This is a genomic window from Pseudomonas sp. Root401 (assembly GCF_001425105.1).
In the GTDB taxonomy this organism is placed as follows: Bacteria; Pseudomonadota; Gammaproteobacteria; order Pseudomonadales; family Pseudomonadaceae; genus Aquipseudomonas; species Aquipseudomonas brassicacearum.
In genome coordinates, this window is record NZ_LMDO01000055.1 from 33788 (window position 1) to 60127 (window position 26340).

Sequence of the window (26340 nt, forward strand, 5' to 3'; positions counted from 1 at the left end):
CACAGATAATGGCTATCGAAATCAAAGCCCCGTCATTCCCGGAATCGGTTGCCGATGGCACCGTTGCCACCTGGCACAAGAAACCAGGCGAGGCCGTCAAGCGTGACGACCTGATCGTCGACATCGAGACCGACAAGGTCGTGCTGGAAGTATTGGCCGAAGCTGACGGCGTGCTGGGCGCAATCATTGCCGAAGAGGGCGCTACCGTTCTGTCGAACCAGGTCCTGGGCTCGATCGAAGAAGGCGGTGCTGCCGCTGCTGCTCCGGCCGCCGCTGCTGCACCGGCTGCCGCCCAGGCCGCCGCGCCAGCCGCTGGTGGCGAAGACGATCCAGTCGCTGCCCCTGCTGCGCGCAAGCTGGCTGAAGAGAACGGCATCAACATCGCTTCCGTTGCCGGCACCGGCAAGGGTGGTCGCGTGACCAAGGAAGACGTGGTTGCAGCCGTTGCCGCCAAGAAAGCCGCTCCGGCCGCCGCGCCAGCCAAGCCTGCCGCACCTGCCGCTGCCGCTCCGGTGTTCGCTGCCGGTGACCGCGTTGAAAAACGCGTTCCGATGACCCGCGTTCGCGCTACCGTGGCCAAGCGTCTGGTAGAAGCCCAATCGAACATGGCGATGCTGACCACTTTCAACGAAGTCGACATGACCGAAGTCATGGCCCTGCGTTCGAAGTACAAGGATCTGTTCGAGAAGTCCCACAACGGCGTACGCCTGGGCTTCATGTCGTTCTTCGTCAAGGCTGCCACCGAAGCGCTGAAACGCTTCCCGGCCGTCAACGCGTCGATCGACGGTTCCGACATCGTCTACCACGGCTACGCCGATATCGGTGTTGCTGTTTCCAGCGACCGTGGCCTGGTGGTTCCGGTACTGCGTAACGCCGAACTGATGAGCCTGGCCGAAATCGAAGGCGGCATCGCCACCTTCGGCAAGAAGGCCCGTGACGGCAAGCTGTCCATCGAAGAGATGACCGGCGGTACGTTCACCATTACCAACGGTGGTACATTCGGTTCGATGATGTCGACCCCGATCGTCAACCCGCCACAAGCGGCTATCCTGGGCATGCACAACATTCTGCAGCGTCCGATGGCGATCAATGGTCAGGTCGTGATTCGTCCGATGATGTACCTGGCACTGTCCTACGATCACCGCCTGATCGACGGCAAAGAAGCCGTGACGTTCCTGGTAACCATCAAGAACCTGCTTGAAGATCCGGCTCGTCTGCTCCTGGATATTTAAAAAAGCAGCTGCAAGCTGCAAGTGGCAAGCCTCAAGCTCAAAGCGAGCAAGGACGGCTTCCACTTGCAGCTTGCGGCTTGAAGCTTGCAGCTAAAAGGAACCTTTTATGACTCAGAAATTCGACGTGGTAGTGATTGGTGCGGGCCCTGGCGGCTACGTAGCGGCCATCAAGGCTGCGCAACTGGGCCTTACCACTGCCTGCATCGAGAAATACACCGACAAGGAGGGCAAGCTGGCCCTCGGCGGTACTTGCCTGAACGTCGGTTGCATTCCTTCCAAGGCGCTGCTGGACAGCTCCTGGAAGTTCCACGAAGCGCAGGATGGCTTCAAGATCCATGGTATCAACCACGCCGGCGTGACCATGGACGTGCCGGCGATGGTCGGTCGCAAGGCCAACATCGTCAAAGGCCTGACCTCCGGCGTTGCTACCCTGTTCAAGGCCAACGGCGTGACCTCGATCCAGGGTCACGGCAAGCTGCTGATGGGCAAGAAAGTCGAAGTGACCAAGCCAGACGGTTCGGTTGAAGTGATCGAAGCCGAAAACGTCATCCTGGCACCAGGCTCGCGTCCGATCGACATTCCGCCGGCTCCGGTCGACCAGAACGTGATCGTCGATTCCACCGGTGCCCTGGAATTCCAGACCGTACCAAAACGCCTGGGCGTGATCGGCGCTGGCGTGATCGGCCTCGAGCTGGGTTCGGTATGGTCGCGCCTGGGTGCGCAAGTGACCGTACTGGAAGCCCTCGACACCTTCCTGATGGCCGCTGACACCGCGGTTTCCAAGGAAGCGCTGAAAACCCTGACCAAACAGGGCCTGGACATCAAGTTGGGCGCTCGCGTGACCGGTTCGAAGGTCAACGGCGAAGAAGTCGTAGTGACCTACACCGACACCAACGGCGAACAGACCATCACCTTCGACAAGCTGATCGTCGCGGTCGGCCGTCGTCCTGTGACCACCGACCTGCTGGCAGCCGATAGCGGCGTGGAAATCGACGAGCGCGGCTTCATTGCCGTCGACGACCAGTGCGCAACCGCAGTACCGGGCGTCTTCGCCATCGGTGACGTGGTTCGCGGCATGATGCTGGCACACAAGGCATCCGAAGAAGGCATCATGGTTGTCGAGCGCATCAAGGGCCACAAAGCCCAGATGAACTACGACCTGATCCCTTCGGTTATCTACACCCACCCGGAAATCGCATGGGTTGGCAAGACCGAGCAGGCCTTGAAAGCCGAAGGCGTTGAAGTTAACGTCGGCACCTTCCCGTTTGCAGCCAGTGGCCGTGCCATGGCAGCCAACGATACCGGTGGTTTCGTGAAAGTCATCGCCGATGCCAAGACGGATCGCGTATTGGGCGTTCACGTCATTGGCCCAAGCGCTGCCGAGCTGGTACAGCAAGGCGCGATCGGCATGGAATTCGGCACCAGCGCTGAAGATCTGGGCATGATGGTCTTCTCCCATCCGACCCTGTCCGAAGCCTTGCACGAAGCGGCCCTGGCCGTAAATGGCGGCGCCATCCACGTGGCCAACCGCAAGAAGCGTTAATAGACAATAAGAAACCACGGCGGTTTGGCCCGTCGTGAGCCTTGCGAGCAAGACTCACCGCGGAATATCCGCTGGACGCAGCCTTGCGTAGCCGAACCGGTTAACCGGAACGCTACGCAAGCAGCAGTCACAGGTGGTGCGGCACCAGAACGGTGCAGCACCGAATGCGCAGTACCTAACGAAGACGGTAATAAGCATGAATCTTCACGAGTATCAGGGTAAGCAGCTGTTCGCTGAGTACGGCCTGCCAGTATCCACCGGTTACGCGGTAGACACCCCGGAAGCGGCAGCAGAAGCTTGCGACAAAATCGGCGGCAGCGAATGGGTTGTCAAAGCCCAGGTTCACGCCGGTGGTCGCGGTAAAGCGGGCGGCGTCAAGCTGGTTCGCAGCAAAGAAGACGCCAAAGCCTTCGCACAGCAGTGGCTGGGCAAGCGTCTGGTGACTTACCAGACTGACGCCAACGGTCAGCCAGTCACCAAGATCCTGGTTGAATCGTGCACTGATATCGCTAAAGAGCTGTACCTGGGCGCTGTCGTTGACCGTTCGAGCCGTCGTATCGTGTTCATGGCTTCCACCGAAGGTGGCGTGGACATCGAGAAAATCGCTCACGATACCCCTGAGAAAATCCTCAAGGCCACCATCGATCCACTGGTTGGCGCACAGCCATTCCAGGGTCGCGAGCTGGCATTCCAGCTGGGCCTGGAAGGTAAGCAGGTCACTCAATTCGCCAAGATCTTCGTAGGTCTGGCCAAGCTGTTCCAGGACCACGACCTGGCACTGCTGGAAGTGAACCCGCTGGTGATCAAGGCCGACGGCGACCTGCACTGCCTCGATGCCAAGATCAACATCGACGCCAACGCCATGTACCGTCAGCCTAAACTGAAGACTTTCCACGATCCGTCGCAAGACGATCCGCGCGAAGCGCACGCTGCCAAGTTCGAACTGAACTACGTGGCCCTGGAAGGTAACATCGGCTGCATGGTCAACGGTGCCGGCCTGGCCATGGGTACCATGGACATCGTCAACCTGCATGGCGGCAAGCCAGCCAACTTCCTCGACGTGGGCGGTGGTGCTACCAAGGAACGCGTAACCGAAGCGTTCAAGATCATCCTGTCCGACACCAACGTCGCTGCAGTACTGGTCAACATCTTCGGCGGCATCGTTCGCTGCGACATGATTGCCGAAGGCATCATCGGCGCCGTGAAAGAAGTTGGCGTGAAAATCCCGGTTGTTGTTCGCCTTGAAGGCAACAACGCTGAGCTGGGCGCTAAAGTACTGGCAGAAAGCGGTTTGAACATCATCGCTGCTACCAGCCTGACCGACGCTGCTCAACAAGTTGTCAAAGCTGCGGAGGGCAAATAATGAGCGTCCTGATCAATAAAGACACCAAGGTTATCTGCCAGGGTATTACCGGTTCGCAAGGTAGTTTCCACACCCAGCAAGCCATCGAATACGGCACCAAGATGGTTGGCGGCGTAACACCAGGCAAAGGCGGCACCGAGCACCTGGGCCTGCCAGTGTTCAACACCGTGAAAGACGCTGTAGCCGCCACTGGCGCCACCGCCAGCGTGATCTACGTTCCAGCTCCTTTCTGCAAGGACTCCATCCTTGAAGCAGCGTTCGGCGGCATCAAGCTGATCGTCTGCATCACCGAAGGCATCCCGACCATCGACATGCTGGAAGCCAAGGTCAAGTGCGACGAGCTGGGTATCACCCTGATCGGCCCTAACTGCCCAGGCGTGATCACCCCAGGCGAATGCAAGATCGGCATCATGCCAGGTCACATTCACTTGCCAGGCAAGGTCGGTATCGTTTCCCGTTCCGGCACCCTGACCTACGAAGCTGTGAAGCAGACCACTGACGCCGGTTTCGGTCAGTCGACTTGCGTCGGCATCGGCGGTGACCCGATCCCAGGCTCGAACTTCATCGACATCCTGAAGCTGTTCCAGGAAGACCCGAAGACCGAAGCGATCGTCATGATCGGTGAGATCGGCGGTTCGGCTGAAGAAGAAGCGGCTGCCTACATCAAGGCCAACGTGACCAAGCCGGTTGTTTCCTACATCGCTGGTGTGACTGCTCCTCCGGGCAAGCGCATGGGCCATGCTGGCGCAATCATCTCTGGCGGCAAAGGCACTGCAGACGAGAAATTCGCTGCACTGCAAGACGCAGGCGTGAAAACCGTGCGTTCGCTGGCAGACATCGGCAAGGCCCTGGCCGAGCTGACTGGCTGGGAAATGAAGAAGTAAGCTTCGGCTGACTTTTTTGTTCCAGCAACAAAGGCCACCTTCGGGTGGCCTTTGTCGTTTCTGGCACTGTTGAAGCAAGGCTTTGTGAGAACAAGGCCCTGTGGGAGCAAGGCTTGCTCCACAGATAAAGGCCCTTGCCACAGGGGCTGCGCAGGAAAAATAGATACGTAAACGCGACACAGGGACGTCGCGCATCGGATAGTTCGCCCCTTAACAGTGCGTTTTCTCGCTAAATTCGTTAGGCTAGCAGCCATTTTTGCGACCGCTGCCCACAAGGAAGCGCCGCGCTAAACGGGTCGGTCCCATACGGATCGGCAGCATTTCCCTCACCCATAAGGGAAATCCCTCTCTAAATTCCGATTCAGTAGTGTGGTTTCCTTAATGAAAGTGTTGAAAGGCCAGGACATCCTGGCGCTTGGTTTCATGACATTTGCCCTGTTCGTCGGGGCCGGCAACATCATCTTCCCGCCTATCGTCGGTTTGCAGTCCGGACCTCATGTCTGGATGGCGGCGCTGGGCTTCTTGATCACGGCGGTCGGGCTGCCGGTCATCACGGTCGTTGCACTGGCCAAGGTGGGCGGTGCGATGGACGCCTTGAGCAGCCCCATTGGTAAGCTCGCCGGTGGTGTACTGGCGGCAGTGTGCTACCTGGCCGTCGGCCCGTTGTTCGCCACGCCGCGTACCGCCACCGTTTCGTTCGAAGTCGGGCTGGCGCCGTTGACCGGTGAAAGCCCGCTGGCGCTGTTCCTCTACAGCGCAGTGTATTTCCTGCTGGTGTTTTTCATCTCGCTCTATCCGGGCCGTCTGCTGGACACCGTCGGGCGCTTCCTCGCGCCACTGAAGATCATCGCCCTGGCCGTGCTCGGTATCGCGGCGTTTGCCTTGCCCGCGGGTGATATCGGCGTGGCGACCCCCGAGTACATCGCGGCACCGTTCTCCCAAGGGTTCATCAATGGCTACCTGACCATGGATACCCTGGGCGCCTTGGTGTTCGGCATTGTCATCGTCAACGCGATCCGTTCCCGGGGCGTCGAGTCGCCGGCCTTGATCACCCGCTATGCGATCATCGCCGGGCTGATTGCCGGGGTGGGCCTGGCGCTGGTCTACGTCAGCCTGTTCCGCCTGGGTTCGGGCAGCCATGAAGTGGCCGTGGGCGCAACCAACGGCGCCGCTGTGCTGCATGCCTACGTGCAACACACCTTCGGCAGCCTGGGCAGCGGTTTCCTTGCGGTGTTGATCTCCCTGGCGTGCCTGGTGACCGCAGTCGGCCTGACCTGCGCCTGTGCCGAGTACTTCAGCCGCGTCCTGCCGCTGTCCTACAAGACCTTGGTCGTGATCCTGGCGGCCTTTTCGCTGCTGGTGTCCAACCTGGGCCTGACCAAGCTGATCGCGTTCTCGATTCCGGTCCTCACCGCGATCTATCCGCCGTGCATCGCCCTGGTGGCCCTGAGCTTCTGCAAGGACTTCTGGCACGAGCAGGGACGCATCGTTGGCCCGGTGATGCTGGTGTCGTTCCTGTTTGGCCTGATCGATGCGCTCAAGGGCGCTGGCCTGGCGGACTGGATGCCGGCGCAACTGGCCCATCTGCCGCTGAGCGAGCAAGGCCTGGCCTGGCTGGTGCCTTCGGTGATGACCCTGGCGGTCGCGGTGGTGTGCGATCGCCTGCTGGGCAAACGCAGCGAAGCGTTGGCTTAAGCGGCTACAGGCAGATCCATCGGCAAGAACTGAAATGCCCCGTATCAATCGATACGGGGCATTTTTTTTGAGTGCAGTGTCTTTTTCCGTGGACTGTGGGAGTGAGCCTGCTCGCGATAGCGTTGGAACTGCCGACATCGAAGTGAAAGTTATACCGCTATCGCGAGCAGGCTCGCTCCCACAGGGTTCGCTGATACTATTGCCACAGATTTTGTTTCGTCACAGGAAATCGAATGTCATTCATCCAAGCCAACCTGATCCACCTGCTTGCCGCCGCCTGGTTCATCATCTGCTGGGCGGGCTACACCCGTTATGCCAGCTGGAAGGCCCGGGACACGGCGTGCCTGGCCAGCGTGATGCATCTGTACCGCGAAGACTGGATGCGCCGCATGCTGCTGCGTGAGAACCGTATCGCCGATGCCAGCGTGATCGGCAACCTGGAGCGCAACGCATCCTTCTTCGCCTCCAGTACGCTGATCATCCTGGCCGGTATCCTGACGGTACTCGGGGCGTCCGATCGGGCGGTGTCGTTGCTGGCGGACATCCCCATGGTGCAGCAGGCGTCCCAGGGCATGGCGGAGGTCAAGTTGCTGTGCCTGGCACTGGTGTTCGTGTATGCGTTCTTCACGTTCAGTTGGTGCATGCGCCAATACAACTTCGCGGCAGTCCTGATTGGCTCGGCGCCGATGATCGGCGAGCGCCATGTGTCGGAGCAGGAGCGCAAGGCTTTTGCACTGAGGGCGGCGCGAGTGATCTCCATGGCCGCCAACCAGTTCAACTTCGGCCTGCGTTCCTATTACTTCGGCATGACCATGTTGGCGTGGTTCGTCAGCCCCTGGTTATTCATGTTGATGAGTGCCGGGGTGGTGTTTGTGTTGTACCAGCGCGAGTTTCACTCCGATGTGCTGGACGTGATGGTCTATACCCCCACCGAAGCGCCCGTGTCCGAGGTGGGCAAGGAAGCGGCCTGACAGGCGTCGCCGCCAAATCGCAGGCAAAAGAAAACCCGCACCAGGCGGGTTTTCTTTTGCCGCTAAAACCGTATCAGTTGGTTTTAGGCGCTTCAGGAGCAGGGGCTTGTTCCTGCGCGGCGGCATCTTTCGATTCAGACTGAGCTTTGGCGGCTTCGGCGTTTTCTTTCGCCGCGTCGTTCACTTTATCCTGTGCTTTGTTCATGTCTTGCTGAGCTTGCTCAGCGTGTTGTTGGGCATCTTGAGCTTTGTCCTCGGATTTTTTATCGCAGGCAGCGAGGCCGAGGGAAGCGGCCAACATCAAGGCAATAGCAAAAGTCTTACGCATGGGGTGTTTCTCCTTATGGAAATAACTACTGGCCTTTTGAACGCCACCCCTCGGATTAAGTTCCTGTTGCATAACAGATATATAACTTTGCACTGCAACGGAACTTTGTGGATTGCGCCTGTTTTCAGGTCTCGTCACTCATTGGAGCGTTAATCGAATGGCCGAAGACCCCGTTTTTGAGCGTGCGACACGTTTTTTATCCGCACTCAGGCATTGCCAGGTGCTGGGCTTGAAGCTGCACAGTGCCAGTCGTGACGGGCTGACGGTCATCCTGCCGTTCAGCCCGCAAATCGTCGGCAATCCACTGACGGGCATCATCCACGGTGGCGCGTTGACCTCACTGATGGACACCGCGTGCGGCATGTCGACTTTATGTGTGCTGCCGCAATTCGAAGTCTGTCCCACCCTCGACCTGCGCATCGACTACATGCATGCCGCCGAGCCCCATAAGGATGTCTACGGCTTCGCGCAATGCTACCGAGTCACCCCGGACGTGATCTTCACCCGGGGTTTCGCCTACCAGGACAACCCCGAGCAACCCATCGCCCATGTGGTGGGCACCTTCATGCGCCTGGGCCAGCATGCCAGGGGAATGGGGAAGGGCGTCCCGACGACCACCGTGGGCCAGCCATGACCGATATCACTCAGGAACACCTGCGCCGGGCCTGCGAGCAAGGCGACTACGCGCTGCTGCTCGCCTCGATTCCCTATGCGCAACTCATCGGCGTCGAATGCACGCGCCAGGGCGACGACTTGTTGTTTCGCCTGCCGGCCAACAAAGACAACATTGGTAACCCTTTACTGCCGGCCATCCATGGCGGCGTCATCGCCGGTTTCATGGAACTGGCCGCTGCCGTGCATCTGTTGATCGCCACCGGCACGCCAGGCATACCGAAAATCATCGATTTCTCCCTGGATTACCTGCGCACCGGGCAGTTTCGCGACACCTATGCCAAATGCCAGGTCTGGCGCCAGGGCCGGCGGGTGGCCAACGTCGCGATCACCGCCTGGCAAGACGTCGAGGCCGAACCCATCGCCACTGCCCGGGCACATTTCAAGATCCAGGAGCCGTCAAAACCGGATCGCCCTTGAAATCATCAGCGTTGCCCCCACCTTGAGGACATCCCGCCGCCAATCTCAGCGAGGCGGACACCACCATCCACTTGGAGTTTGATGACCATGAGCGTGGAAACTCAAAAGGAAACCCTGGGCTTCCAGACCGAGGTGAAGCAACTGCTGCACCTGATGATTCACTCGCTGTATTCCAATAAGGAAATTTTCCTTCGCGAGTTGATTTCGAACGCCTCTGACGCTGTCGACAAATTACGTTTCGAAGCCCTTTCCAAGCCTGAATTGCTGGAAGGCGGCGCTGAGCTGAAAATCCGTGTGAGCTTCGACAAGGACGCGAAAACCGTCACCCTCGAAGACAACGGCATCGGCATGAGCCGCGAAGAGGTGATCACGCACCTGGGCACCATCGCCAAGTCTGGCACTGCCGACTTCATGAAGAACCTGTCCGGCGACCAGAAGAAAGATTCCCACCTGATCGGTCAGTTCGGCGTCGGTTTCTATTCCGCGTTCATCGTTGCCGACCAGGTCGAAGTGTTCAGCCGCCGTGCCGGCCTCGCTGCGAGCGAAGGCGTGCACTGGTCGTCCAAGGGCGAGGGCGAGTTTGAAGTCGCCACCGTCGACAAGGCGGATCGCGGCACCCGCATCGTGCTGCACCTCAAGTCCGGCGAAGACGAGTTCGCCGATGGCTGGCGCCTGCGCAACATCATCAAGAAATACTCCGACCATATCGCGCTGCCGATCGAGCTGCCGAAGGAAGTCACCGCTGCCGAAGGCGAAGAAAAGCCTGAAGTGGAATGGGAAACCGTCAACCGCGCCAGTGCCTTGTGGACCCGTCCGCGCACCGAAGTGAAAGACGAGGAATACCAGGAGTTCTACAAGCACATCGCCCACGACTTCGAGAACCCGCTGAGCTGGAGCCATAACAAGGTCGAAGGCAAACTGGAGTACAACTCGCTGCTGTACGTGCCGGCCCGTGCACCGTTCGACCTGTACCAGCGCGAAGCGCCACGCGGCCTGAAGCTGTACGTGCAGCGTGTGTTCGTGATGGACCAGGCCGAATCGTTCCTGCCGCTGTACCTGCGCTTCATCAAAGGTGTGGTGGACTCCAACGATTTGTCGCTGAACGTTTCGCGGGAGATCCTGCAGAAAGATCCGATCATCGATTCCATGAAGTCGGCATTGACCAAGCGCGTGCTGGACATGCTGGAAAAGCTGGCGAAGAACGAGCCAGAGCAGTACAAGAGCTTCTGGAAAAATTTCGGCCAGGTGATGAAAGAGGGCCCGGCCGAGGACTTCGCCAACAAAGAGAAGATCGCCGGCCTGCTGCGCTTTGCGTCGACCCAGGGTGACGATGGCGAGCAGATCGTTGGCCTGGCCGATTACCTGGCTCGCGCCAAGGAAGGCCAGGACAAGATCTACTACCTGACCGGTGAAACTTATGCACAGGTCAAGAACAGCCCGCACCTGGAAGTCTTCCGCAAGAAAGGCATCGAAGTGCTGCTGCTGACCGACCGCATCGACGAGTGGCTGATGAGCTACCTCAACGAGTTCGACGGCAAGAGCTTTGTCGACGTGGCACGTGGTGACCTGGACCTCGGCAACCTGGATTCGGAAGAAGACAAGAAAGCCGCCGAAGAAGTCGCCAAGAGCAAGGAAGGCTTGGTCGAGCGGATCAAGACGGCCCTGGGCGACGCTGTCAGTGAAGTGCGTGTCTCGCACCGCCTGACCGATTCCCCGGCGATCCTGGCCATCGGTGAGCAGGACCTGGGCCTGCAAATGCGCCAGATTCTCGAAGCCAGCGGCCAGAAAGTCCCGGACTCCAAGCCGATCTTCGAATTCAACCCGGCCCACCCACTGGTGGAAAAACTCGACAACGAGCAGAGCGAAGAGCGTTTCGGCGATCTTTCGCACATCCTGTTCGACCAAGCGGCCCTGGCGGCTGGCGACAGCCTGAAGGACCCGGCGGCGTATGTGCGTCGCCTGAACAAGCTGTTGGTTGAACTGTCAGCTTAAGCAAGTGCAGGAAAAACCCGCTTCGGCGGGTTTTTTCATTTCTGGTGTTCCGTTCAAGAGGAGTCAGTCATGAGTCAGGTTACGGTTCGTTCGCTGGTTTATCAGATCGAAGGTCAAACCTATGAAGGCCGCCTGGCCTTCGACGTCAGCCAACAGGGCTCGCGCCCGGGGTTGCTGATGGCGCCGAATTGGATGGGCGTAGGGGCGGGGGCCGAGGACATCGCGAGGTCGGTGGCGGCCAACGGTTATGTGGTGTTGATCGCCGACCTGTACGGGCAGACGGTCCGCCCGAGCAATGCCGATGAGGCGGGGGCGGCGATGATGCCCCTCAAGAACGACCGGGCGTTGTTGCGCAAGCGCATGCAGGCGGCGCTCGAGCAACTGCAGAGCCAGGGCGAAGCGCAGGTCGACGCTTCCAGGCTGGCCACGTTCGGCTTTTGCTTCGGGGGCTGCTGCGCCCTGGAACTGGCCCGTAGCGGCGCACCGCTGAAGGCGGCGATTTCCTTCCACGGCACCCTGGATACCCCGAACCCGGCCGATGCGCAGAACATCAAGGGCGCGGTGTTGGTCATGCATGGCGCTTCGGACCCGCTGGTGCCGAAAGAGCAGCTACCGGCCTTCGAAGATGAAATGAACGCCGTCGGGGTGGATTGGCAATTGCTGAGCTACGGCGGTGCGGTGCATTCGTTCACCGACCCGCAGGCCAATGTGCCGGGCAAGATGATGTACGACGCCAAGGTGGCTGGGCGGGCGTTCAGGTCGATGCATAACTTGTTGGATGAAGTGTTCAAGGGCTGAATGCTTCAAGTTGAACCTGTGTGGGCCTGTAGGAGCTGTGTAGGGGCTGTGTAGGAGCTGTGTAGGAGCTGTCGAGTGCAACGAGGCTGCGATCTTTTCCCCAGTCACTTGAATCTCAAGCGAAAGATCAAGATCAAGATCAAGATCAAAAGATCGCAGGCTTCGCCAGCTCCTACAGAGTCGAGCGGGAGCAAGCTCCCTCGCCACAGGATGTTGTGAATCTAGGGCAACTCGATCCGCTCGCTTTCCCCCGGCACCGTCGGCCAATCCCCAGCCGCCCAGCGCCGGCGGGCTTCATCGATCCGGGCTGGGTCGCTGGAAACGAAGTTCCAGTTGATCCGCCGCGGCCCGTCCAGAGGCGCACCGCCGAACAGCACGGCATGGCAGTCACTGTCGGCAAACAGCGTCATTTCTTCCCCTGTCGGCAGTATCACCAAGGAGTGAGCCTGCACCGGCTCGCCGTCCAGCAACGCCTCGCCACTCAAGACGTACAGTGCCCGCTCTGCATGTTCGGTGGGAATCAGCAAGGTCGTCGCGGTTTGCAGGTTCAACTCGGCATAAAGCGTCGGCGACAGCACCGGCACCGGCGATTCCAGGCAAAAGCCTGCCCCGGCGATCATCCGGATGCTGACCCCCAGGTTCTCGCTGACCGGCAGGCTCTGTGCCGGGTGATGACTGTAATGCCCGGGGCCTTGTTCGTGGGCCTTGGGCGAGGCCAGCCAGACTTGCAACCCGTGCATGACAAAAGCACTGCCCAGCAATGACTCGGGGGTGCGCTCGACATGGGCGATGGCGCTGCCGGCGGTCATCCAACTGACATCCCCGGCGTCCACCACCTGGTCGGAACCCAGGCTGTCCTTGTGCTGGAGTTTGCCTTCGAACAGGTAGGTAAGTGTGGACAGGCCGATGTGCGGATGCTGGCGGATGTTCATGCCTCTGCCGGCCGGGTAGGTGGTTTGCAGCATGTGATCGAAAAACACGAAAGGCCCGACGCTGCGGCATTTGGCGGAAGGCAGCGGGCGAAGAATCGGCTGGCCTTCGACATCTTCGGCGCGGGGGCGAACGGTCAGGGGAGTGGTCATGTTGTCTTCCAGGTTGAACAACGGTTGCACGAAGCATAACCCGTCGCCGGCAGACGCGGCAGATACGTCTTGAACCCCGGCGGGACGGTTGGGGTCTACGCTGTTCAAGGCTTCTGGAGACTGCCCGTGCCCCTGACCCGTTTGATCTGCGCCTGGCTGCTGGTCGTTTCCAGCAGCGGCGCCGTGGCTCGCGAATATGCCTACAGCGATGCGCACCTGCATTACGTTGATTTCTTCCAGGAAACCGCCGGCATGCCCAAGTTGCTCCAGGCGATGGCGGACAATCGCATCGAGCATGTGATGATTTCCGGAGTGCCGGTGGCCAAGAAATGGCATGAGGACGAGCCCAAGCGTCCGCGCTATTACGCCGGTGACGATGCGGATGCCTATTGGTACAGCGCCACCGACGTGATTGTCGCCGCGGCGGTGAGCAAGCTGACCGACGAGCAGCGCCGGCACTTTCATCCGTTCCTGTCGGGCTTCAATCCCAACGACAAGAACTCCGCCGCCCATATCCAGCGCATGCTCGATCTCTACCCGGGTTTGTGGCAAGGCATCGGCGAGGTCTTCACCCGCCACGACGATCTGACAGCGCTGACCGCGGGCGATACCCCACGGGCCAACAACGAAGCCATGACGCGGATCTATCACCTGGCGGCCGAGAACGACTTGCCGGTGATGCTGCATTCCAACATCACTTCCAAGCGTGAGAAAAATCCGCTGTATCTGGCAGAAATCGAGGAGCCGTTGCGCAATCATCCGCACACGCGCTTCATCTGGGCCCATGCCGGTACCAGCATGGAAATCCATCGTCACCAGACCCGCTTGGATTTTCTGTTGCCGACCCTGACCCGCATGCTCGAGGCTTATCCCAATCTGTACATAGACCTGTCCTGGAGCGTGCTCACGCCGTACTTGCTGGACGAGGCGGGCAAGCCCCGGGATGAGTGGGTAACGCTGGTGGAGCGCTTTCCTGAGCGCTTCATGGTGGGCTCGGATGTCGTCGGGCGGTTCGACAAGTTGGGCAAGGAGCTGCGCAGCTTCGATCCGTTTCTCGATGCCTTACCCGAAGACGTGGCGCAGAAGGTGGCGCGGGATAACTTTCTGGCGGTGTTGTGTGGGAGCAAGGCTTGCCCGCGATGAAGACGACGCCGGCTTCCGGGGAAACGAGGTGCCTGCATCGCGAGCAAGCTTTGCTCCCACAGAGCAACATCGCTTTGTCATCAGCCTGTCACTCCCGCGTCATACCCTCGCGCTCATCTCAATCAAGGAGCGCACTATGCACCTCACCCGTTCAAGCGCACTGGTCGCGCTGTTGTTGACCTGCGGCCTGGCACAGGCCGAAGTCCGTGTCGAAGGCCCGGTGGAGTACGGTGTTTTCGAAGGGCCGCAAGCCGAGCTGCAATCGGGAGAGCGGGTCCTGCGGCGCAGCAACGAGCAGATCCGCCAGACCGAGAGCGTGCCGGCGAAGCTGGGCACCAAGTTCGGCATGCGCTACCAGCTGGCCGGCAAGATCGCGGATGACCAGCCGTTGACCCTGTTGTACTTCACCCCCGGCATTCGTACCCCCGATGGCGTGCGCCACGACAAGTTCGAGGTCATCCAGAAACTGGTGCCCGGCGCGCCCCAGGATGTCATGGCCTACGAATTCACCGAAAGCCACGAAGTGGTGCCGGGGGAGTGGCGGTTCATGGTGTTCCAGGGTGATCGGCTGCTGACGCAGCAGCGGTTTGTCGTGCGCTGATTGAGGGAACGCTGTGGGGCGAGCTCCCACGAGGAACCCAGGCATATTCGCCAGGCAAAAAAAACGCCCCGAACCAGTCGGGGCGTTTTTATTGACTTGTAGGAGCTGGCGAAGCCTGCGATCTTTTTCGCTTTAAAAAGATCGCAGCCTGCGGCAGCTCCTACGCGCCCTGCCAGCGCTTCAGTACCAGGGTGGCGTTGGTGCCGCCGAAGCCGAAGCTGTTGCTCATCACGGTATTGATGGTGGCGTTTTCGCGAGTCTTGGTCAGGATTGGCAGGTCGGCCACTTCTGGATCCAGCTCGTCGATGTTGGCGGAACCGGCCATGAAGTTGCCTTCCATCATCAGCATGCAGTAGATCGCTTCGTGAACGCCGGCGGCGCCCAGGGAGTGACCCGACAGGCTCTTGGTGGAGCTGATGGCTGGTGCCTTGTCGCCGAACACTTCGCGCACACCTTTCATTTCCGCGACGTCGCCGACCGGAGTCGAGGTGCCGTGGGTGTTCAGGTAGTCGATCGGTGCATCAACGGTGGACATGGCCATCTGCATGCAACGGATGGCGCCTTCGCCACTTGGGGCAACCATGTCGTAGCCGTCGGAAGTGGCGCCGTAGCCGACGATTTCCGCGTAGATCTTGGCGCCACGGGCCAGGGCGTGTTCCAGCTCCTCGACCACCACCATGCCACCGCCGCCGGCGATGACGAAACCGTCACGGTCGGCATCGTAGGCACGGGAAGCTTTTTCCGGTGTGTCGTTGCGCTTGCTGGACAGGGCGCCCATGGCGTCGAACAGGAACGATTGGCTCCAATGTTCTTCTTCACCGCCGCCAGCGAACACGACGTCCTGCTTGCCCATCTGGATCTGTTCCATGGCGTTGCCAATGCAGTGGGCACTGGTGGCGCAGGCAGAGGCGATGGAGTAGTTCAGGCCCTTGATCTTGAACGGCGTGGCCAGGCAGGCGGAAACCGTGCTGCTCATGGTCCGCGTGACGCGGTATGGGCCAACGCGCTTGACGCCTTTCTCGCGCAGGATGTCCAGCGCTTCCATCTGGTTCAAGGTGGAGGCGCCACCGGAACCGGCGATCAGGCCGGTGCGCGGGTTGGAAACCTGCTCTTCGGTCAGCCCGGAGTCAGCGATGGCGTCCTTCATGGCCAGGTAGGCGTAAGCCGCCGCGTGGCCGACGAAACGGTAGATCTTGCGATCGATCAGCTCTTCGAGGGGAAGGTCAATGGAGCCGGAAACCTGGCTACGCAGACCCATTTCGGCATATTCCGGGTTGAACCGGATGCCAGGGCGACTTGCACGCAGGTTAGCGGAGACGGTCTCTTTGTCATTGCCCAGGCACGAAACGATGCCCAGACCAGTGATAACGACGCGGCGCATGCGGATAACCCTTAGAAGTTGTCAGTGGAGGTGAAAACGCCGACCCGGAGGCCTTCGGCGGTGTAGATCTCGCGACCATCCACGGCAACCGAACCATCGGCAATGGCCATGTTCAGCTTGCCCTTGAGGACGCGTTTGATATGAATGTTATAGGTGATTTTCTTGGCGGTCGGCAGGACCTGACCAAAGAACTTCACTTCGCCCGAACCCAGGGCGCGACCGCGACCCGGCAGGCCTTGCCAGCCGAGGAAGAAACCGACCAGTTGCCACATGGCGTCCAGGCCCAGGCAGCCCGGCATCACCGGATCACCTTCGAAGTGGCAGGCGAAGAACCACAGGTCCGGAGTGATATCCAGCTCGGCGACCAATTCACCTTTGCCGTACTTGCCACCCTCTTCGCTGATATGGGTGATGCGATCCACCATCAGCATGTTCGGGGCGGGCAGTTGCGCGTTACCTGGACCGAACAGCTCACCGCGACTGCAGCGCAGCAGATCTTCCCGGGTAAAGGCGTTTTGTTTGGTCATGCGAGCTCCTCAATAGTCCCATGCGGCAGGGTGGGGCAAATCTTCCCGGCCGACCGAAGCGTTCATGCCTCGAATCGACAGCCTACTCATAGACTATTGCGTTGTAGTGAAAGTCACAGCACACGGGAAATGAATGTACACCTGTGCACTGAAATTTTTATTCAAGCCCCAATCGAGGCTTGTTCGGGTGCCTAAGACTGCCGCACTTTCGCCTTTCACGCCAGTCACAGATGGTCCAGTGACCTGTTCTAGTTCACCCAGCGCTGCAGAATCTGCTGCAGGTCGTTCCTTTTGAACGGCTTGGCCAGGTAATCGTTCATGCCCGCCGCGAGGCAAGCTTCGCGGTCACCCTGCAAGGCGTTGGCCGTCAGGGCGATGATCGGCACCTCGCCGCAGCCCGGCAACTGGCGGATCTGCCGCGTGGCTTCGTAGCCATCGATGATGGGCAATCGGCAATCCATGAGGATCGCTTCGAAAATCAGGCTTTCGGCGCTGCGTACGGCTTGGGCGCCATCGGTGGCGATGCTGACGGTGAAGCCCAGGCTGCGCAGCATGGCTTCGACCACCGTCTGGTTGACCGGATTGTCTTCCACCAGCAACACGTTGCGGCCTCCGCCATCGCCGCTGCCAACCGGCAGGCGCGGCGCCAGGGTCGCTGGCGTCTGGCGCGACAGGGCCAGCGGGATTTCGAGGGTGAACACCGAACCCTGGCCTTCTTCGCTCTGGGCCCGCAGCGTCCCGCCCATGCGCTCGGCCAGGGTACGGGCGATTGGCAGGCCCAGGCCGGTGCCGCCGTAGCGCCGGGAGATCGAATTGTCGGCCTGCTGGAAGGCGTCGAACATGCGCTCCAGGCTCTCGGCCGGGATTCCGATGCCACTGTCGCGCACTGTGCAGGTGAACCACAGCAGTTCGTGGTCCAGGGCCTGCCACTGGCATTGCACGGTGACACGGCCTTGCTCGGTGAATTTCAGTGCATTGCCGATCAGGTTGACCAGGATCTGCCGTATCCGCGTCGGATCGCCCTGGACCTGCAAGGCCTGCATGTCGTCCGGGACCAGCAGGTCCAGGCCCAGCTTGCGCTGCGCGGCGCTGTGCTGGAAGGACTGCGCGCAACTGCCCACCAGCTCGGCCAGGTTGAACGGGATGTGCTCCAGTTCCAGGGCCGAGCGTTCGATGCGCGAGAAGTCGAGGATGTCGTTGATCACTTTCAGCAGGTGTTCGGTGGATTCCGACGCCAGTGCCGTGTACTCGTGCTGCTCGTCGGTCATGCGGGTGGTTTCCAGCAACTGCAGCATGCCCAGCACGCCGTTCATGGGCGTGCGCAGTTCATGGCTCATCATCGCCAGGAACTCGGACTTGGCGCTGTTGGCTTTTTCCGCCTCTTCGCGGGTCTTGATCAACTGCGCCATGGCCTGGTGCTGTTCGCGGCTGGCTTGCCCCAAACCATCGGCCAGATTGTTGATGTGCCGCGACAAGGCCCCCAGTTCGGCGTCATCGACGATGGGCAGCGGGGTGCTGTAGTCGCCTTGCTGGATGGCCTTGACCGCGTTGCCGATGTCGCGGATCGGCCGGGACAGGTTGGTGGCCAGCCGGCGCGCCACCAGGAAGGTGAACAGCAGGGCGAACAGCGCCAGGATCGCGGCCTTGAACAGGATTTCCTGCTGCCGCTGACTGAAGGCGTCACTGGACATGCCGACGATCACGCGGCCCAGGTAATCTTCGCCGGAGGCCTCGACGGATGGGCTGTTGCCCTGCAGGAAGTCATTGTTCAGGGCGATGCGCTGCAGGCGCACCGGGGCCTGGAAGACTTCGACCTGTTGGGCGCGGCTGCGAGTTTGCTCGGGTTGTTCGACGTACACCAGGACCTTGTCGGTGCTGTCCTGGACCTCCAGGAAGCGCACGTGTGGGGTCGCCAGGGTGGCGGTGAGCAGGCTTTCCAGCACTTCGTTGTTGCCGGAAATCACCCCGTATTCCGTGGCGGGCGCCAGTTGGTTGGCGATCAGTTGCCCGGTGTGATTGAGCTCCTGGCGCAAGTCCTGGATCCGCACGAAGGTAAAGAAACTGATCAGCAGCACAGTCAGCAGCAACGCCGGGCCAAGGGCGATGAGCTGGGTTCGGGTGTTGATGTCCCAACGGCGACGCAAGGTCATGGGCGGTGTTCTCCTTCGGCCAGCGTTGCCGCGACGGATTCGGCGTCAATCGGTTCGATCCCCAGCGAGCGGGAGACCTGCCGGTTGCCCAAGACCTTGAAACGGTCCGGATACAGGGTGCGCGGCCAGGTGGTGGCGGGGCGGTCGAGCAACTCGTCGAGAATCGCCAGCCAGTCTTGTTGGTCGCTATAGGTGCTGGCCAGGCTGCCAGCCTTGACGAACGCGGCGCTGGGCCCGATCAGGGCGCGTTGCCGGGCGTAGCTGCTGAGCAACAGGTTCTTCACGGTCTTGGGGTTGTACAAGTCGGGGTCATCGAGACCCAGCAGCACGTCGCTCTGGCCCAGCAGGTTTTGCAGCGGGCGGCTGTCGTTGGTGTCGTCCCAGCGTTCGCTGACGATGGCCAGGCCCAGCGGTGCCGCGGCCTGTTGGATGTCCTTGAGCAGGAATTCGCTGTGGGTGTCGTAAAGCACGCCGACCCGTCGCACTTGCGGCAGGATGGTGCGAATCAGCCGCAACTGCCGCGCCATCGGCGGATCACTCCACAGCAGGCTCAGGTGCGCAGGCGTTGCTTCGCCCAGGCGCTCTCGGGCTTGCTGGCGGCTGATGCGCAGCACCAGGGTGGCCGGCCCCCGGGCATCTTGCAGGCGCCAGTCGAGGCTGGGCAGGTCAAGCAGGACCAGGCGGACATTGCCCGGTAGCTTGTCTGGTGCCGGCAGGTTGGCCAGCGGCGTAAACCGCACGCTGTCTTCGGGGCGCAGGGTTTTCAGGGCCTGGGTGAAAGATTGCACGCCGGGGCTGTCCTCGGCGCCGGTCAGCAGGATCTCGGCGGCCCGGGCCTCGATGGTCGCCAGCCAACCGGCAAACGCCAGGCATAGGGCTAGCGTCAGGCGGCCATGAAATGGCGTCTTGCGGGGTGGGCGCCGGGACATCTAGAAGGACAACTCCGCGCTGAAGTACACGACATGGCGGGAGTCGTAGCGGTTGTCGATAAAGGTGGTGGGCTGGTTGTCCAGGCGTTGCTGCAGGACCCCCGCCAGTTCCAGGCTGGCCTTGCCCAGGGGAATGCGCCGGGCGAGGCGGGTGTCCATCCGTTCGTAGCGATAGCCATTGAGGGCGTCGGCGGCGTAATAGAACAGCGCACTGTTCCAGCCTTGGCCCCAGTCCCGTAACCAACCGGCCGAACCGCTGTTGCGGGCGGTCAGTTGTTCGTCGAGGGGGTTGCTGGCCTGGGCGTCGACATAGGCATAGGTCAGGCGCAGGCGGTCGGCGCTGGTCATGCGCCAGTCGACCTGGGTTTCAGCCCCGGAGAATTGCGATTCGTTGCTGTTGCTGGCGATGTACTGATTGTTGCGCAACGGTTCGCTGATCATGCCGGTGATTTCGTCATGGAACAGTTTCACGTCTACCGCCAGCCCCAAGTCCACGAAATAACCGTTGTAGCCCAGTTCCCGGGAGCGCATGTGCTCTTGTTCCAGGTTGCCCGGGCCGCGGGTCCGGACGAAGTAACGGGCACTGTTCTGGCCGAAGGCGGCGGGTTGCAGGTTGGTGACCTGATAGCTCCAGTTGACGTTGTTCTCGAACATGTCCGGGGAGCGCACGGCTTCGGAGTACACCGCCCGCAGGCCGTGGCGCGGGGTGATCAGGTAGTTGACCGCGACCCGTGGGGTCAGCGAGCTGCCGGTCAGGCGGGTGTCCTCGAACATCGCGCCGCCCTGCAACAACCAATGTTCGGTGGCCCGCCATTCGAGCTGGCCGAACAGGCGCCAGGTGGTGTCGTCCAGGGTGCCGTTGAAGTAGGTCTCCGAGTCGGCCCGGTCGTAGCGATAGTTGGCGCCGGTGACCAGTCGCAGGCTGTCGGACAGGCTCAGGGTGTCCTGGATCTCCAGGTCGTAGCGCGATTCCCGGGCGCTCTGGTCGATATCGCCGCACAGGGTTTGCGAGGCGCCGTTGCGCCACTGGTCGAGCACCTGATTGGCCAACGTTTGTTCCTGTGGCGTGCCGGCTGGCGCGCCGCTGTTGATGTAGCTGGGGATATTGCGTGCCAGCTTCTCGGCATAGTTGGGGTTGAGCTGCCACAGGTCGGTCAGTTGTGGGCTGAAGGACACCTCGGCATCACAGGCGCGCCAGGTCTGCTGGCGATCCCAGTGCTGGATCGAGCCCTGTACATAAAGACTGTGGTTGGGGTCCAGGTCCAGGTTCCAGCGCAGTGAGCCGGCGTAGTCCTTGGCGATGACGTCGGAGTTATCCCCAGCGGCGGTAATCCCGGCAAACACGGGATGGTAGGTATAGGGCCGCTGATTGGTTCCGTCCTTGGCGTTCAATTGCCAGTCGATACTTTGCTGCTCGTTCAACGTCTGGCTGACGGACAGGTTGAAGCGGTTCAGGCGGCGGCTGTCGCGGTAATCGGCGCCGTTGCGGTCGCTGTCAAAGCCATCGTCTTCCTGGCCGGACAGCGACAGCCGCAGGTCGCCGCCGTCCCAGCCGCTGCCCTGGCTGGCGTACCAGTCGCTGATGCCACGCTGGCCACGGGTGATTTTCAGCCGGGTGCCATGGCTGTCGGCCGGGGCGCGGGTGATGATATTGACCACCGCCATCAGCGCATTGGCGCCGTAGCTGACGGTGTTGGGGCCGCGGAAGACTTCGATCCGCTCGATGTCCTCCATGGCCACCGGAATATCGCTCCAGTCCACCGTGGCCAGGCCGGCGCGGTATACCGAGCGGCCGTCGATCAGCACTTGCATGCGGCGGGCTTCGCTGGCGTTGGTGCCATGGTAGTTCACGACAGCCTGGTTGCCGCTGATGTTGCCGACCATCATGCCCGGCACCAGGCGCAGCAGTTCGCTGATATCGCGGGCGCCGCTGGCCTTGATCAACTCGCTGTCGAGCACGGTCATGCTGCCTGGCACTGCCGCGGGTGATTGCTTGAGGCGCGTGGCCGTCAGCACCTGGGGCATGGGCTGGCTGTCCACGAACAGGTCGTCGCCCAGCACTGGCGGGCTGATGATCAGTGCCAATAGCAGGGACGAACCTGGACGGGAAGGGCCAACGGACACGGCACAGCCTTTGAGATGGGGTGGATGGCGGGCATGTTAACCGAGCTGAACGACTTTTCCATTCGCGTTGACAGCATTTTCCTAGGAATTGGTGGTCAGCTTCCTACAGCTGGTGGTAATTGTTGCCGGGGCTGGTCGCGCTCTGGCCGCTCCGTATAATGCCCCGCATTGCCACTTGGTATGGATGAACGGATTGCATATGACTGAACAGCGCCCGATTGCGGTCCTGGGAGGCGGGAGTTTCGGCACCGCCGTGGCTAACCTGCTGGCCGAGAATGGTCACCCGGTGCGCCAGTGGATGCGTGACCCGGAGCAGGCCGAGGCCATCCGGGTCAATCGCGAGAACCCGCGTTACCTCAAGGGCATCAAGATCCGCCCGGAAGTGGAACCGGTGACTGACTTGCAGGCAACCCTGGAGGGCAGCGACCTGTTCTTCGTCGCCTTGCCGTCCAGCGCCTTGCGTTCGGTGCTGGCGCCCTACGCGGAATGCTTGAGCGGCAAGTTGCTGGTGAGCCTGACCAAGGGCATCGAAGCCAAGACCTTCAAGCTGATGAGCGAGATTCTCGAAGAAATCGCGCCCAAGGCTCGGATCGGTGTGATCTCCGGGCCGAACCTGGCACGGGAGATCGCCGAGCACGCGCTGACCGCCACCGTGGTCGCCAGTGAAGATGAGGAACTGTGCCAACGGGTCCAGGCGGCGCTGCATGGCCGCACCTTTCGGGTCTACGCCAGTGCCGACCGTTTCGGTGTGGAGCTGGGCGGGGCGTTGAAGAACGTCTATGCCATCATCGCCGGCATGGCGGTGGCGCTGGGCATGGGCGAGAACACCAAGAGTATGTTGATCACTCGCGCGCTGGCGGAAATGACCCGCTTTGCCGTCAGCCAGGGCGCCAATCCGATGACCTTCCTGGGGTTGGCCGGCGTGGGCGACCTGATCGTCACCTGTTCCTCGCCCAAGAGCCGCAACTACCAGGTCGGTTTTGCCCTCGGCCAAGGCTTGAGCCTCGACGAGGCCGTGTCGCGCCTGGGTGAAGTGGCCGAAGGGGTCAATACCCTCAAGGTGCTCAAGGCCAAGTCCCAGGAGGCGGGGGTGTATATGCCACTGGTCGCCGGGCTGCACGCGATCCTGTTCGAAGGGCGCACGCTTGAACAGGTGATCGAGCTGTTGATGCGTGGCGAACCGAAGACCGACGTTGATTTCATTTCCACCAGCGGTTTCAACTGAACCTTTATTGACCGCAAGCAGGAGCGAGCCATGAACGATCCCCAAGGGCAACCCCAATACGAATCCATCCTGCTGCGTGTGCTGTGGATGGTGATTTACCTGCTGGTCTGGCAGGTGGCGCAATTCATCCTCGGCGCCGTGGTGCTGGTGCAGTTGATCTATCGGCTGATCTACGGCGCACCCAGCGCCAGCCTGATGAATTTCGGTGACAGCCTGAGCCAGTTCCTGGCCCAGATCGGTCGTTTCGGCACCTTCCACAGCGATCAGAAACCCTGGCCGTTCGCGGACTGGCCGACCCCGCGCACGCCGGAAGGTGAAGCGCCTCACACCGTGGCGCCGGCCCCGCATCCCGCCCGGGACGAGGAGCCGAAGCTATGAAATTGTGGGTGTTGCGTCATGGTGAGGCTGAGCCGTACGGTGCCCGTCCGGATCCGGAGCGGGCCCTGACGGCTCACGGTCGCGAGGAAGTGTTGCGCAGTGCCGCGCAATTGATCGGCCAGCCCCTGACCGCCATTTACGCCAGTCCCTATCTGCGCGCCCAGCAGACCGCACAACTGGTGCGCGAAGCGCTGGGTTTTCAGCCTGAGCTGATCACGGTGAACTGGCTCACGCCGGACACCCGGCCGCAAAAAGTCCTGGAACGCCTCGAGGACCACGACAATGTGCTGCTGGTCAGCCATAACCCCTTGGTGGGCAGCCTGCTGGGCTTTCTGCAGCACGGCCATCTGCAACGCCCCGAGCAAGTGCAAACCGCCGGCCTGGCCGAGCTGGAAGGCGACATGCCGCTGGCCGGGGCGATGAAGCTCAAAGGGATCAGGCACCCCTGAACCGGTCGGTTGCAGAACTGGGCAAAACAATAATCACACAGGAAGGGCAACGATGAGTCTGTGGCGCACCACCCCCAACATCGAGCAACTGAACGCCGCCGGTAAAAACACCATCAGTGAAGTGCTGGACATTCGTTTCGAGTCGTTCGACGACGAATCCCTGACCGCCAGCATGGTGGTCGATCATCGCACCCACCAACCGTTCGGCCTGTTGCATGGCGGTGCTTCGGTGGTACTGGCCGAAACGGTCGGGTCCATGGCGGCCTATCTCTGTGTCGATGCCAGCAAGTTCTATTGCGTGGGCCTGGAGATCAACGCCAACCATCTGCGCGGCGTGCGCAGCGGACGGGTGACCGCCACGGCCCGGATGGTCCACTTGGGCCGCACCACCCAGGTCTGGGACATTCGCCTGGTCAATGACGAGGGCAAGGTCAACTGCGTGTCGCGCCTGACCATGGCCGTGGTGCCGCTGGGCGAGCAACCGCCGGCGCGTTGAGACGGGGTTGACCCCAGCCCCTGTGGCGAGGGGATTCTCTGTGGGAGCAAGGCTTGCCCGCGATGGCGGCGATGCGGTCTTTCAAAAATCGAGTCGCCTGTATCGCGGGCAAGCCTTGCTCCCACAAAATCCCCTCGCCACATCGGGCAGTGCTTACAGTTTCATGACCCCATAGCCCAAGCCCGACTGTCATCATTCCTGTCAGTTACGGTCATTGCCGTGCCGTCGGGTTCTGCGGACAATCTGCCCCAGTTCCCCCAATGGATCGGCTGTCATGTCGCAACAGATTTTCTTCGCCCACGCCAACGGTTTTCCCTCGGCCACCTACGGCAAGCTGTTCGCCGCGCTGGCGCCGCAGTACCAGGTCGCGCATCTGGAGTTGCACGGTCATGACCCGCGTTTCCCGGTGGACGATAACTGGCACAACCTGGTGGACGAACTGATCCATCACCTGGAGCAGCAACCGGCGCCGGTGTGGGGCGTCGGTCACTCCCTGGGCGGCGTGCTGCACCTGCACGCGGCGTTGCGCTGCCCCGAGTTGTATCGCGGCGTGGTCATGCTCGATTCGCCGGTGCTGACCCGTACCGACCAGTGGGTGATCCTGGCCGCCAAGCGCCTGGGCTTCATCGACCGCCTGACACCCGCGGGCCGGACCCTGGGGCGGCGTGAGGAGTTCGCTGACCTGGCGTCGGCCCGGCAGTATTTTGCCGGCAAGACCCTGTTCCGCGGCTTTGACCCGGATTGCTTCGACGCCTACCTGCAACACGGCCTGCAACAAGTCGGCGACCGGCTGCGACTGCGCTTCGACCCGGCCACGGAAATCAGCATTTACCGCGGCGTGCCGCACACCAGCCCTGGGCGGCCCCGCAAGCTCAAGGTGCCGCTGGCCGTGGTGCGCGGCCGGCAGAGTCGTGTGGTGATGCGGCATCACACCCGTTCGGTGGGGCGCATGCTCCATGGCGAATCCCTGAGCATGCCCGGCGGCCATATGTTCCCCCTCGAACGTCCACAGGACACGGCCAACCTGCTCAAGAACCTGTTCCAGCGTTGGGAAGGGCGCAGCGCATGAGTGTGGTCGAGGAGGTCCGCCTGAGCCTGCCGCACATCGAACTGGCGGCCCACCTGTTCGGCCCGGAAGATGGGTTGCCGGTGATTGCCTTGCACGGTTGGCTGGACAACGCCAACAGCTTCGCCCGCCTGGCGCCCAGGCTCGAGGGCCTGCGGGTGATTGCCCTGGACATGGCCGGCCACGGTCACTCCGGGCATCGGCCGCCCGGTGCCGGTTATGCCCTCTGGGACTATGCCCACGATGTGCTGCAAGTCGCCGAACAACTGGGCTTGAAGCGTTTCGCCCTGCTGGGGCACTCCATGGGGGCCATTGTCTCGCTGGTGCTGGCCGGCTCCCTGCCGGAGCGGGTGACGCACCTGGGGTTGATCGACGGGGTGATTCCTCCGACAGCCAAAGGCGATAACGCGGCCGAGCGCATGGGCATGGCCCTGCAAGCCCAGTTGGATCTGCAGCAAAAACGCAAGCCGGTCTACAAAACCCTGGAGCGAGCCATCGAAGCGCGGATGAAGGGGCTGGTGGCGGTCAGTCGCGAGGCCGCCGAATTGCTGGCCCAGCGCGGCCTGATGCCGGTGCCCGGGGGCTATACCTGGCGCACTGACAACCGCCTGACCTTGCCATCGCCTTTGCGCCTGACCGATGAACAGGCCATGGCGTTCGTGGCGCGAGTCGCTTGTCCGGCGCATCTGGTGGTGGCGGCCGACGGCATGCTGGCCCAGCACCCGGAGTTGCTGGAGCGTCTACCCTTCAGTCATGAGCAGTTGCCCGGCGGCCATCATCTACACCTGAACGACGAGGTCGGTGCCACGCTTGTAGCAGACTGTTTCAATCGGTTCTTCACCGTTCCTTGACTTGCGGCGGGCAACTGTCGAGGCTGGGCGGGTTGAAAGG

The 26340-nt window shown here is 61.4% G+C and carries 25 protein-coding genes; 18 read left to right on the forward strand and 7 right to left on the reverse strand.

The features are described 5' to 3' along the window. The first annotated feature begins 8 nt into the window (after nucleotides 1-8). The 6 genes from odhB to ASC85_RS26260 all read left to right on the forward strand — a co-directional run bounded on the left by odhB (nucleotide 9) and on the right by ASC85_RS26260 (nucleotide 7688). Nucleotides 9-1232 (forward strand): 2-oxoglutarate dehydrogenase complex dihydrolipoyllysine-residue succinyltransferase, encoded by a 1224-nt coding sequence (gene odhB, locus ASC85_RS26235; RefSeq protein ID WP_053163102.1) that lies wholly within the window; start codon nucleotides 9-11, stop codon nucleotides 1230-1232. Between the two features lie 106 nt (nucleotides 1233-1338). After that, entirely contained in the window at nucleotides 1339-2775 is a 1437-nt protein-coding gene (lpdA, locus tag ASC85_RS26240; protein WP_057451966.1) for a dihydrolipoyl dehydrogenase, read from the forward strand. Between the two features lie 196 nt (nucleotides 2776-2971). Beyond that, a complete protein-coding gene (gene sucC / locus ASC85_RS26245; RefSeq protein ID WP_003179235.1) occupies nucleotides 2972-4138 on the forward strand; it encodes an ADP-forming succinate--CoA ligase subunit beta in 1167 nt (388 codons plus the stop codon). Beyond that, nucleotides 4138-5022 carry a succinate--CoA ligase subunit alpha gene (gene sucD, locus ASC85_RS26250; RefSeq protein WP_003179236.1) on the forward strand — a complete coding sequence of 295 codons (885 nt, stop codon included), beginning with the start codon at nucleotides 4138-4140 and terminating at the stop codon, nucleotides 5020-5022. Before sucC ends, sucD begins: the two co-directional genes overlap by 1 nt. A 381-nt stretch (nucleotides 5023-5403) precedes the next feature. Then, nucleotides 5404-6717: a branched-chain amino acid transport system II carrier protein gene (gene brnQ, locus ASC85_RS26255; RefSeq protein WP_057451967.1), complete on the forward strand. Its 1314-nt coding sequence runs from the start codon at nucleotides 5404-5406 to the stop codon at nucleotides 6715-6717. 233 nt (nucleotides 6718-6950) lie between these two features. Continuing rightward, a complete protein-coding gene (locus tag ASC85_RS26260; protein ID WP_057451968.1) occupies nucleotides 6951-7688 on the forward strand; it encodes a DUF599 domain-containing protein in 738 nt (245 codons plus the stop codon). A 73-nt stretch (nucleotides 7689-7761) separates the two neighbouring features. Here the strand turns inward: ASC85_RS26260 and ASC85_RS26265 are convergent, their stop codons facing one another. Further along, entirely contained in the window at nucleotides 7762-8016 is a 255-nt protein-coding gene (locus ASC85_RS26265; RefSeq protein WP_057451969.1) for a hypothetical protein, read from the reverse strand. Nucleotides 8017-8173: 157 nt separating this feature from the next. On the opposite strand from ASC85_RS26265, the gene ASC85_RS26270 reads away from it, so the two are divergent. From ASC85_RS26270 to ASC85_RS26285, 4 genes are all read left to right on the forward strand, one after another. After that, a complete protein-coding gene (locus tag ASC85_RS26270) occupies nucleotides 8174-8650 on the forward strand; it encodes a PaaI family thioesterase (protein WP_057451970.1) in 477 nt (158 codons plus the stop codon). Continuing rightward, nucleotides 8647-9108 (forward strand): PaaI family thioesterase, encoded by a 462-nt coding sequence (locus ASC85_RS26275; protein WP_057451971.1) that lies wholly within the window; start codon nucleotides 8647-8649, stop codon nucleotides 9106-9108. Before ASC85_RS26270 ends, ASC85_RS26275 begins: the two co-directional genes overlap by 4 nt. A gap of 87 nt (nucleotides 9109-9195) precedes the next feature. Continuing rightward, the gene (gene htpG, locus ASC85_RS26280; protein ID WP_057452106.1) at nucleotides 9196-11100 is read left to right on the forward strand and encodes a molecular chaperone HtpG; all 1905 of its coding nucleotides are present in this window, start codon (nucleotides 9196-9198) and stop codon (nucleotides 11098-11100) included. Between the two features lie 69 nt (nucleotides 11101-11169). Next, a complete protein-coding gene (locus ASC85_RS26285) occupies nucleotides 11170-11898 on the forward strand; it encodes a dienelactone hydrolase family protein (RefSeq protein WP_057451972.1) in 729 nt (242 codons plus the stop codon). A gap of 221 nt (nucleotides 11899-12119) precedes the next feature. Here ASC85_RS26285 and ASC85_RS26290 read toward each other — a convergent pair whose 3' ends face one another. Beyond that, nucleotides 12120-12980, reverse strand: coding sequence for a pirin family protein (locus ASC85_RS26290; RefSeq protein ID WP_057452107.1), 861 nt, complete (start codon nucleotides 12978-12980; stop codon nucleotides 12120-12122). A gap of 126 nt (nucleotides 12981-13106) precedes the next feature. Between ASC85_RS26290 and ASC85_RS26295 the strand changes: the two genes are divergently transcribed. Together ASC85_RS26295 and ASC85_RS26300 are read left to right on the forward strand one after the other, a co-directional pair. Then, nucleotides 13107-14123 (forward strand): amidohydrolase family protein, encoded by a 1017-nt coding sequence (locus ASC85_RS26295; protein ID WP_057451973.1) that lies wholly within the window; start codon nucleotides 13107-13109, stop codon nucleotides 14121-14123. Between the two features lie 136 nt (nucleotides 14124-14259). Beyond that, complete coding sequence (locus ASC85_RS26300; RefSeq protein ID WP_057451974.1) at nucleotides 14260-14724, forward strand: DUF3859 domain-containing protein; 465 nt, start codon at nucleotides 14260-14262, stop codon at nucleotides 14722-14724. Nucleotides 14725-14884: 160 nt separating this feature from the next. Here the strand turns inward: ASC85_RS26300 and fabB are convergent, their stop codons facing one another. The 5 genes from fabB to ASC85_RS26325 all read right to left on the reverse strand — a co-directional run bounded on the left by fabB (nucleotide 14885) and on the right by ASC85_RS26325 (nucleotide 21835). Then, complete coding sequence (gene fabB / locus ASC85_RS26305) at nucleotides 14885-16105, reverse strand: beta-ketoacyl-ACP synthase I (protein WP_057451975.1); 1221 nt, start codon at nucleotides 16103-16105, stop codon at nucleotides 14885-14887. A gap of 11 nt (nucleotides 16106-16116) precedes the next feature. Further along, nucleotides 16117-16632 carry a 3-hydroxyacyl-[acyl-carrier-protein] dehydratase FabA gene (gene fabA, locus ASC85_RS26310; protein ID WP_003204400.1) on the reverse strand — a complete coding sequence of 172 codons (516 nt, stop codon included), beginning with the start codon at nucleotides 16630-16632 and terminating at the stop codon, nucleotides 16117-16119. A 248-nt stretch (nucleotides 16633-16880) separates the two neighbouring features. Next, nucleotides 16881-18782 carry an ATP-binding protein gene (locus ASC85_RS26315; protein ID WP_057451976.1) on the reverse strand — a complete coding sequence of 634 codons (1902 nt, stop codon included), beginning with the start codon at nucleotides 18780-18782 and terminating at the stop codon, nucleotides 16881-16883. Next, nucleotides 18779-19711 carry an ABC transporter substrate-binding protein gene (locus tag ASC85_RS26320; protein ID WP_057451977.1) on the reverse strand — a complete coding sequence of 311 codons (933 nt, stop codon included), beginning with the start codon at nucleotides 19709-19711 and terminating at the stop codon, nucleotides 18779-18781. Before ASC85_RS26320 ends, ASC85_RS26315 begins: the two co-directional genes overlap by 4 nt. Further along, entirely contained in the window at nucleotides 19712-21835 is a 2124-nt protein-coding gene (locus tag ASC85_RS26325) for a TonB-dependent receptor plug domain-containing protein (RefSeq protein ID WP_057451978.1), read from the reverse strand. A gap of 199 nt (nucleotides 21836-22034) precedes the next feature. Between ASC85_RS26325 and ASC85_RS26330 the strand changes: the two genes are divergently transcribed. The 6 genes from ASC85_RS26330 to ASC85_RS26355 all read left to right on the forward strand — a co-directional run bounded on the left by ASC85_RS26330 (nucleotide 22035) and on the right by ASC85_RS26355 (nucleotide 26300). Further along, a complete protein-coding gene (locus ASC85_RS26330) occupies nucleotides 22035-23060 on the forward strand; it encodes an NAD(P)H-dependent glycerol-3-phosphate dehydrogenase (protein WP_057451979.1) in 1026 nt (341 codons plus the stop codon). 30 nt (nucleotides 23061-23090) lie between these two features. Beyond that, nucleotides 23091-23438, forward strand: a complete 348-nt coding sequence (locus ASC85_RS26335; RefSeq protein WP_003204392.1) for a DUF4389 domain-containing protein — start codon at nucleotides 23091-23093, stop codon at nucleotides 23436-23438. Then, complete coding sequence (gene sixA / locus ASC85_RS26340) at nucleotides 23435-23887, forward strand: phosphohistidine phosphatase SixA (RefSeq protein ID WP_057451980.1); 453 nt, start codon at nucleotides 23435-23437, stop codon at nucleotides 23885-23887. The genes ASC85_RS26335 and sixA overlap by 4 nt, the downstream gene beginning before the upstream one ends. Before the next feature lie 52 nt (nucleotides 23888-23939). After that, a complete protein-coding gene (locus tag ASC85_RS26345) occupies nucleotides 23940-24383 on the forward strand; it encodes a hotdog fold thioesterase (protein ID WP_003204388.1) in 444 nt (147 codons plus the stop codon). A gap of 274 nt (nucleotides 24384-24657) precedes the next feature. After that, nucleotides 24658-25452, forward strand: coding sequence for an alpha/beta fold hydrolase (locus ASC85_RS26350; protein ID WP_057451981.1), 795 nt, complete (start codon nucleotides 24658-24660; stop codon nucleotides 25450-25452). Further along, nucleotides 25449-26300: an alpha/beta hydrolase gene (locus ASC85_RS26355; RefSeq protein WP_057451982.1), complete on the forward strand. Its 852-nt coding sequence runs from the start codon at nucleotides 25449-25451 to the stop codon at nucleotides 26298-26300. Before ASC85_RS26350 ends, ASC85_RS26355 begins: the two co-directional genes overlap by 4 nt. Nucleotides 26301-26340: the final 40 nt, after the last annotated feature.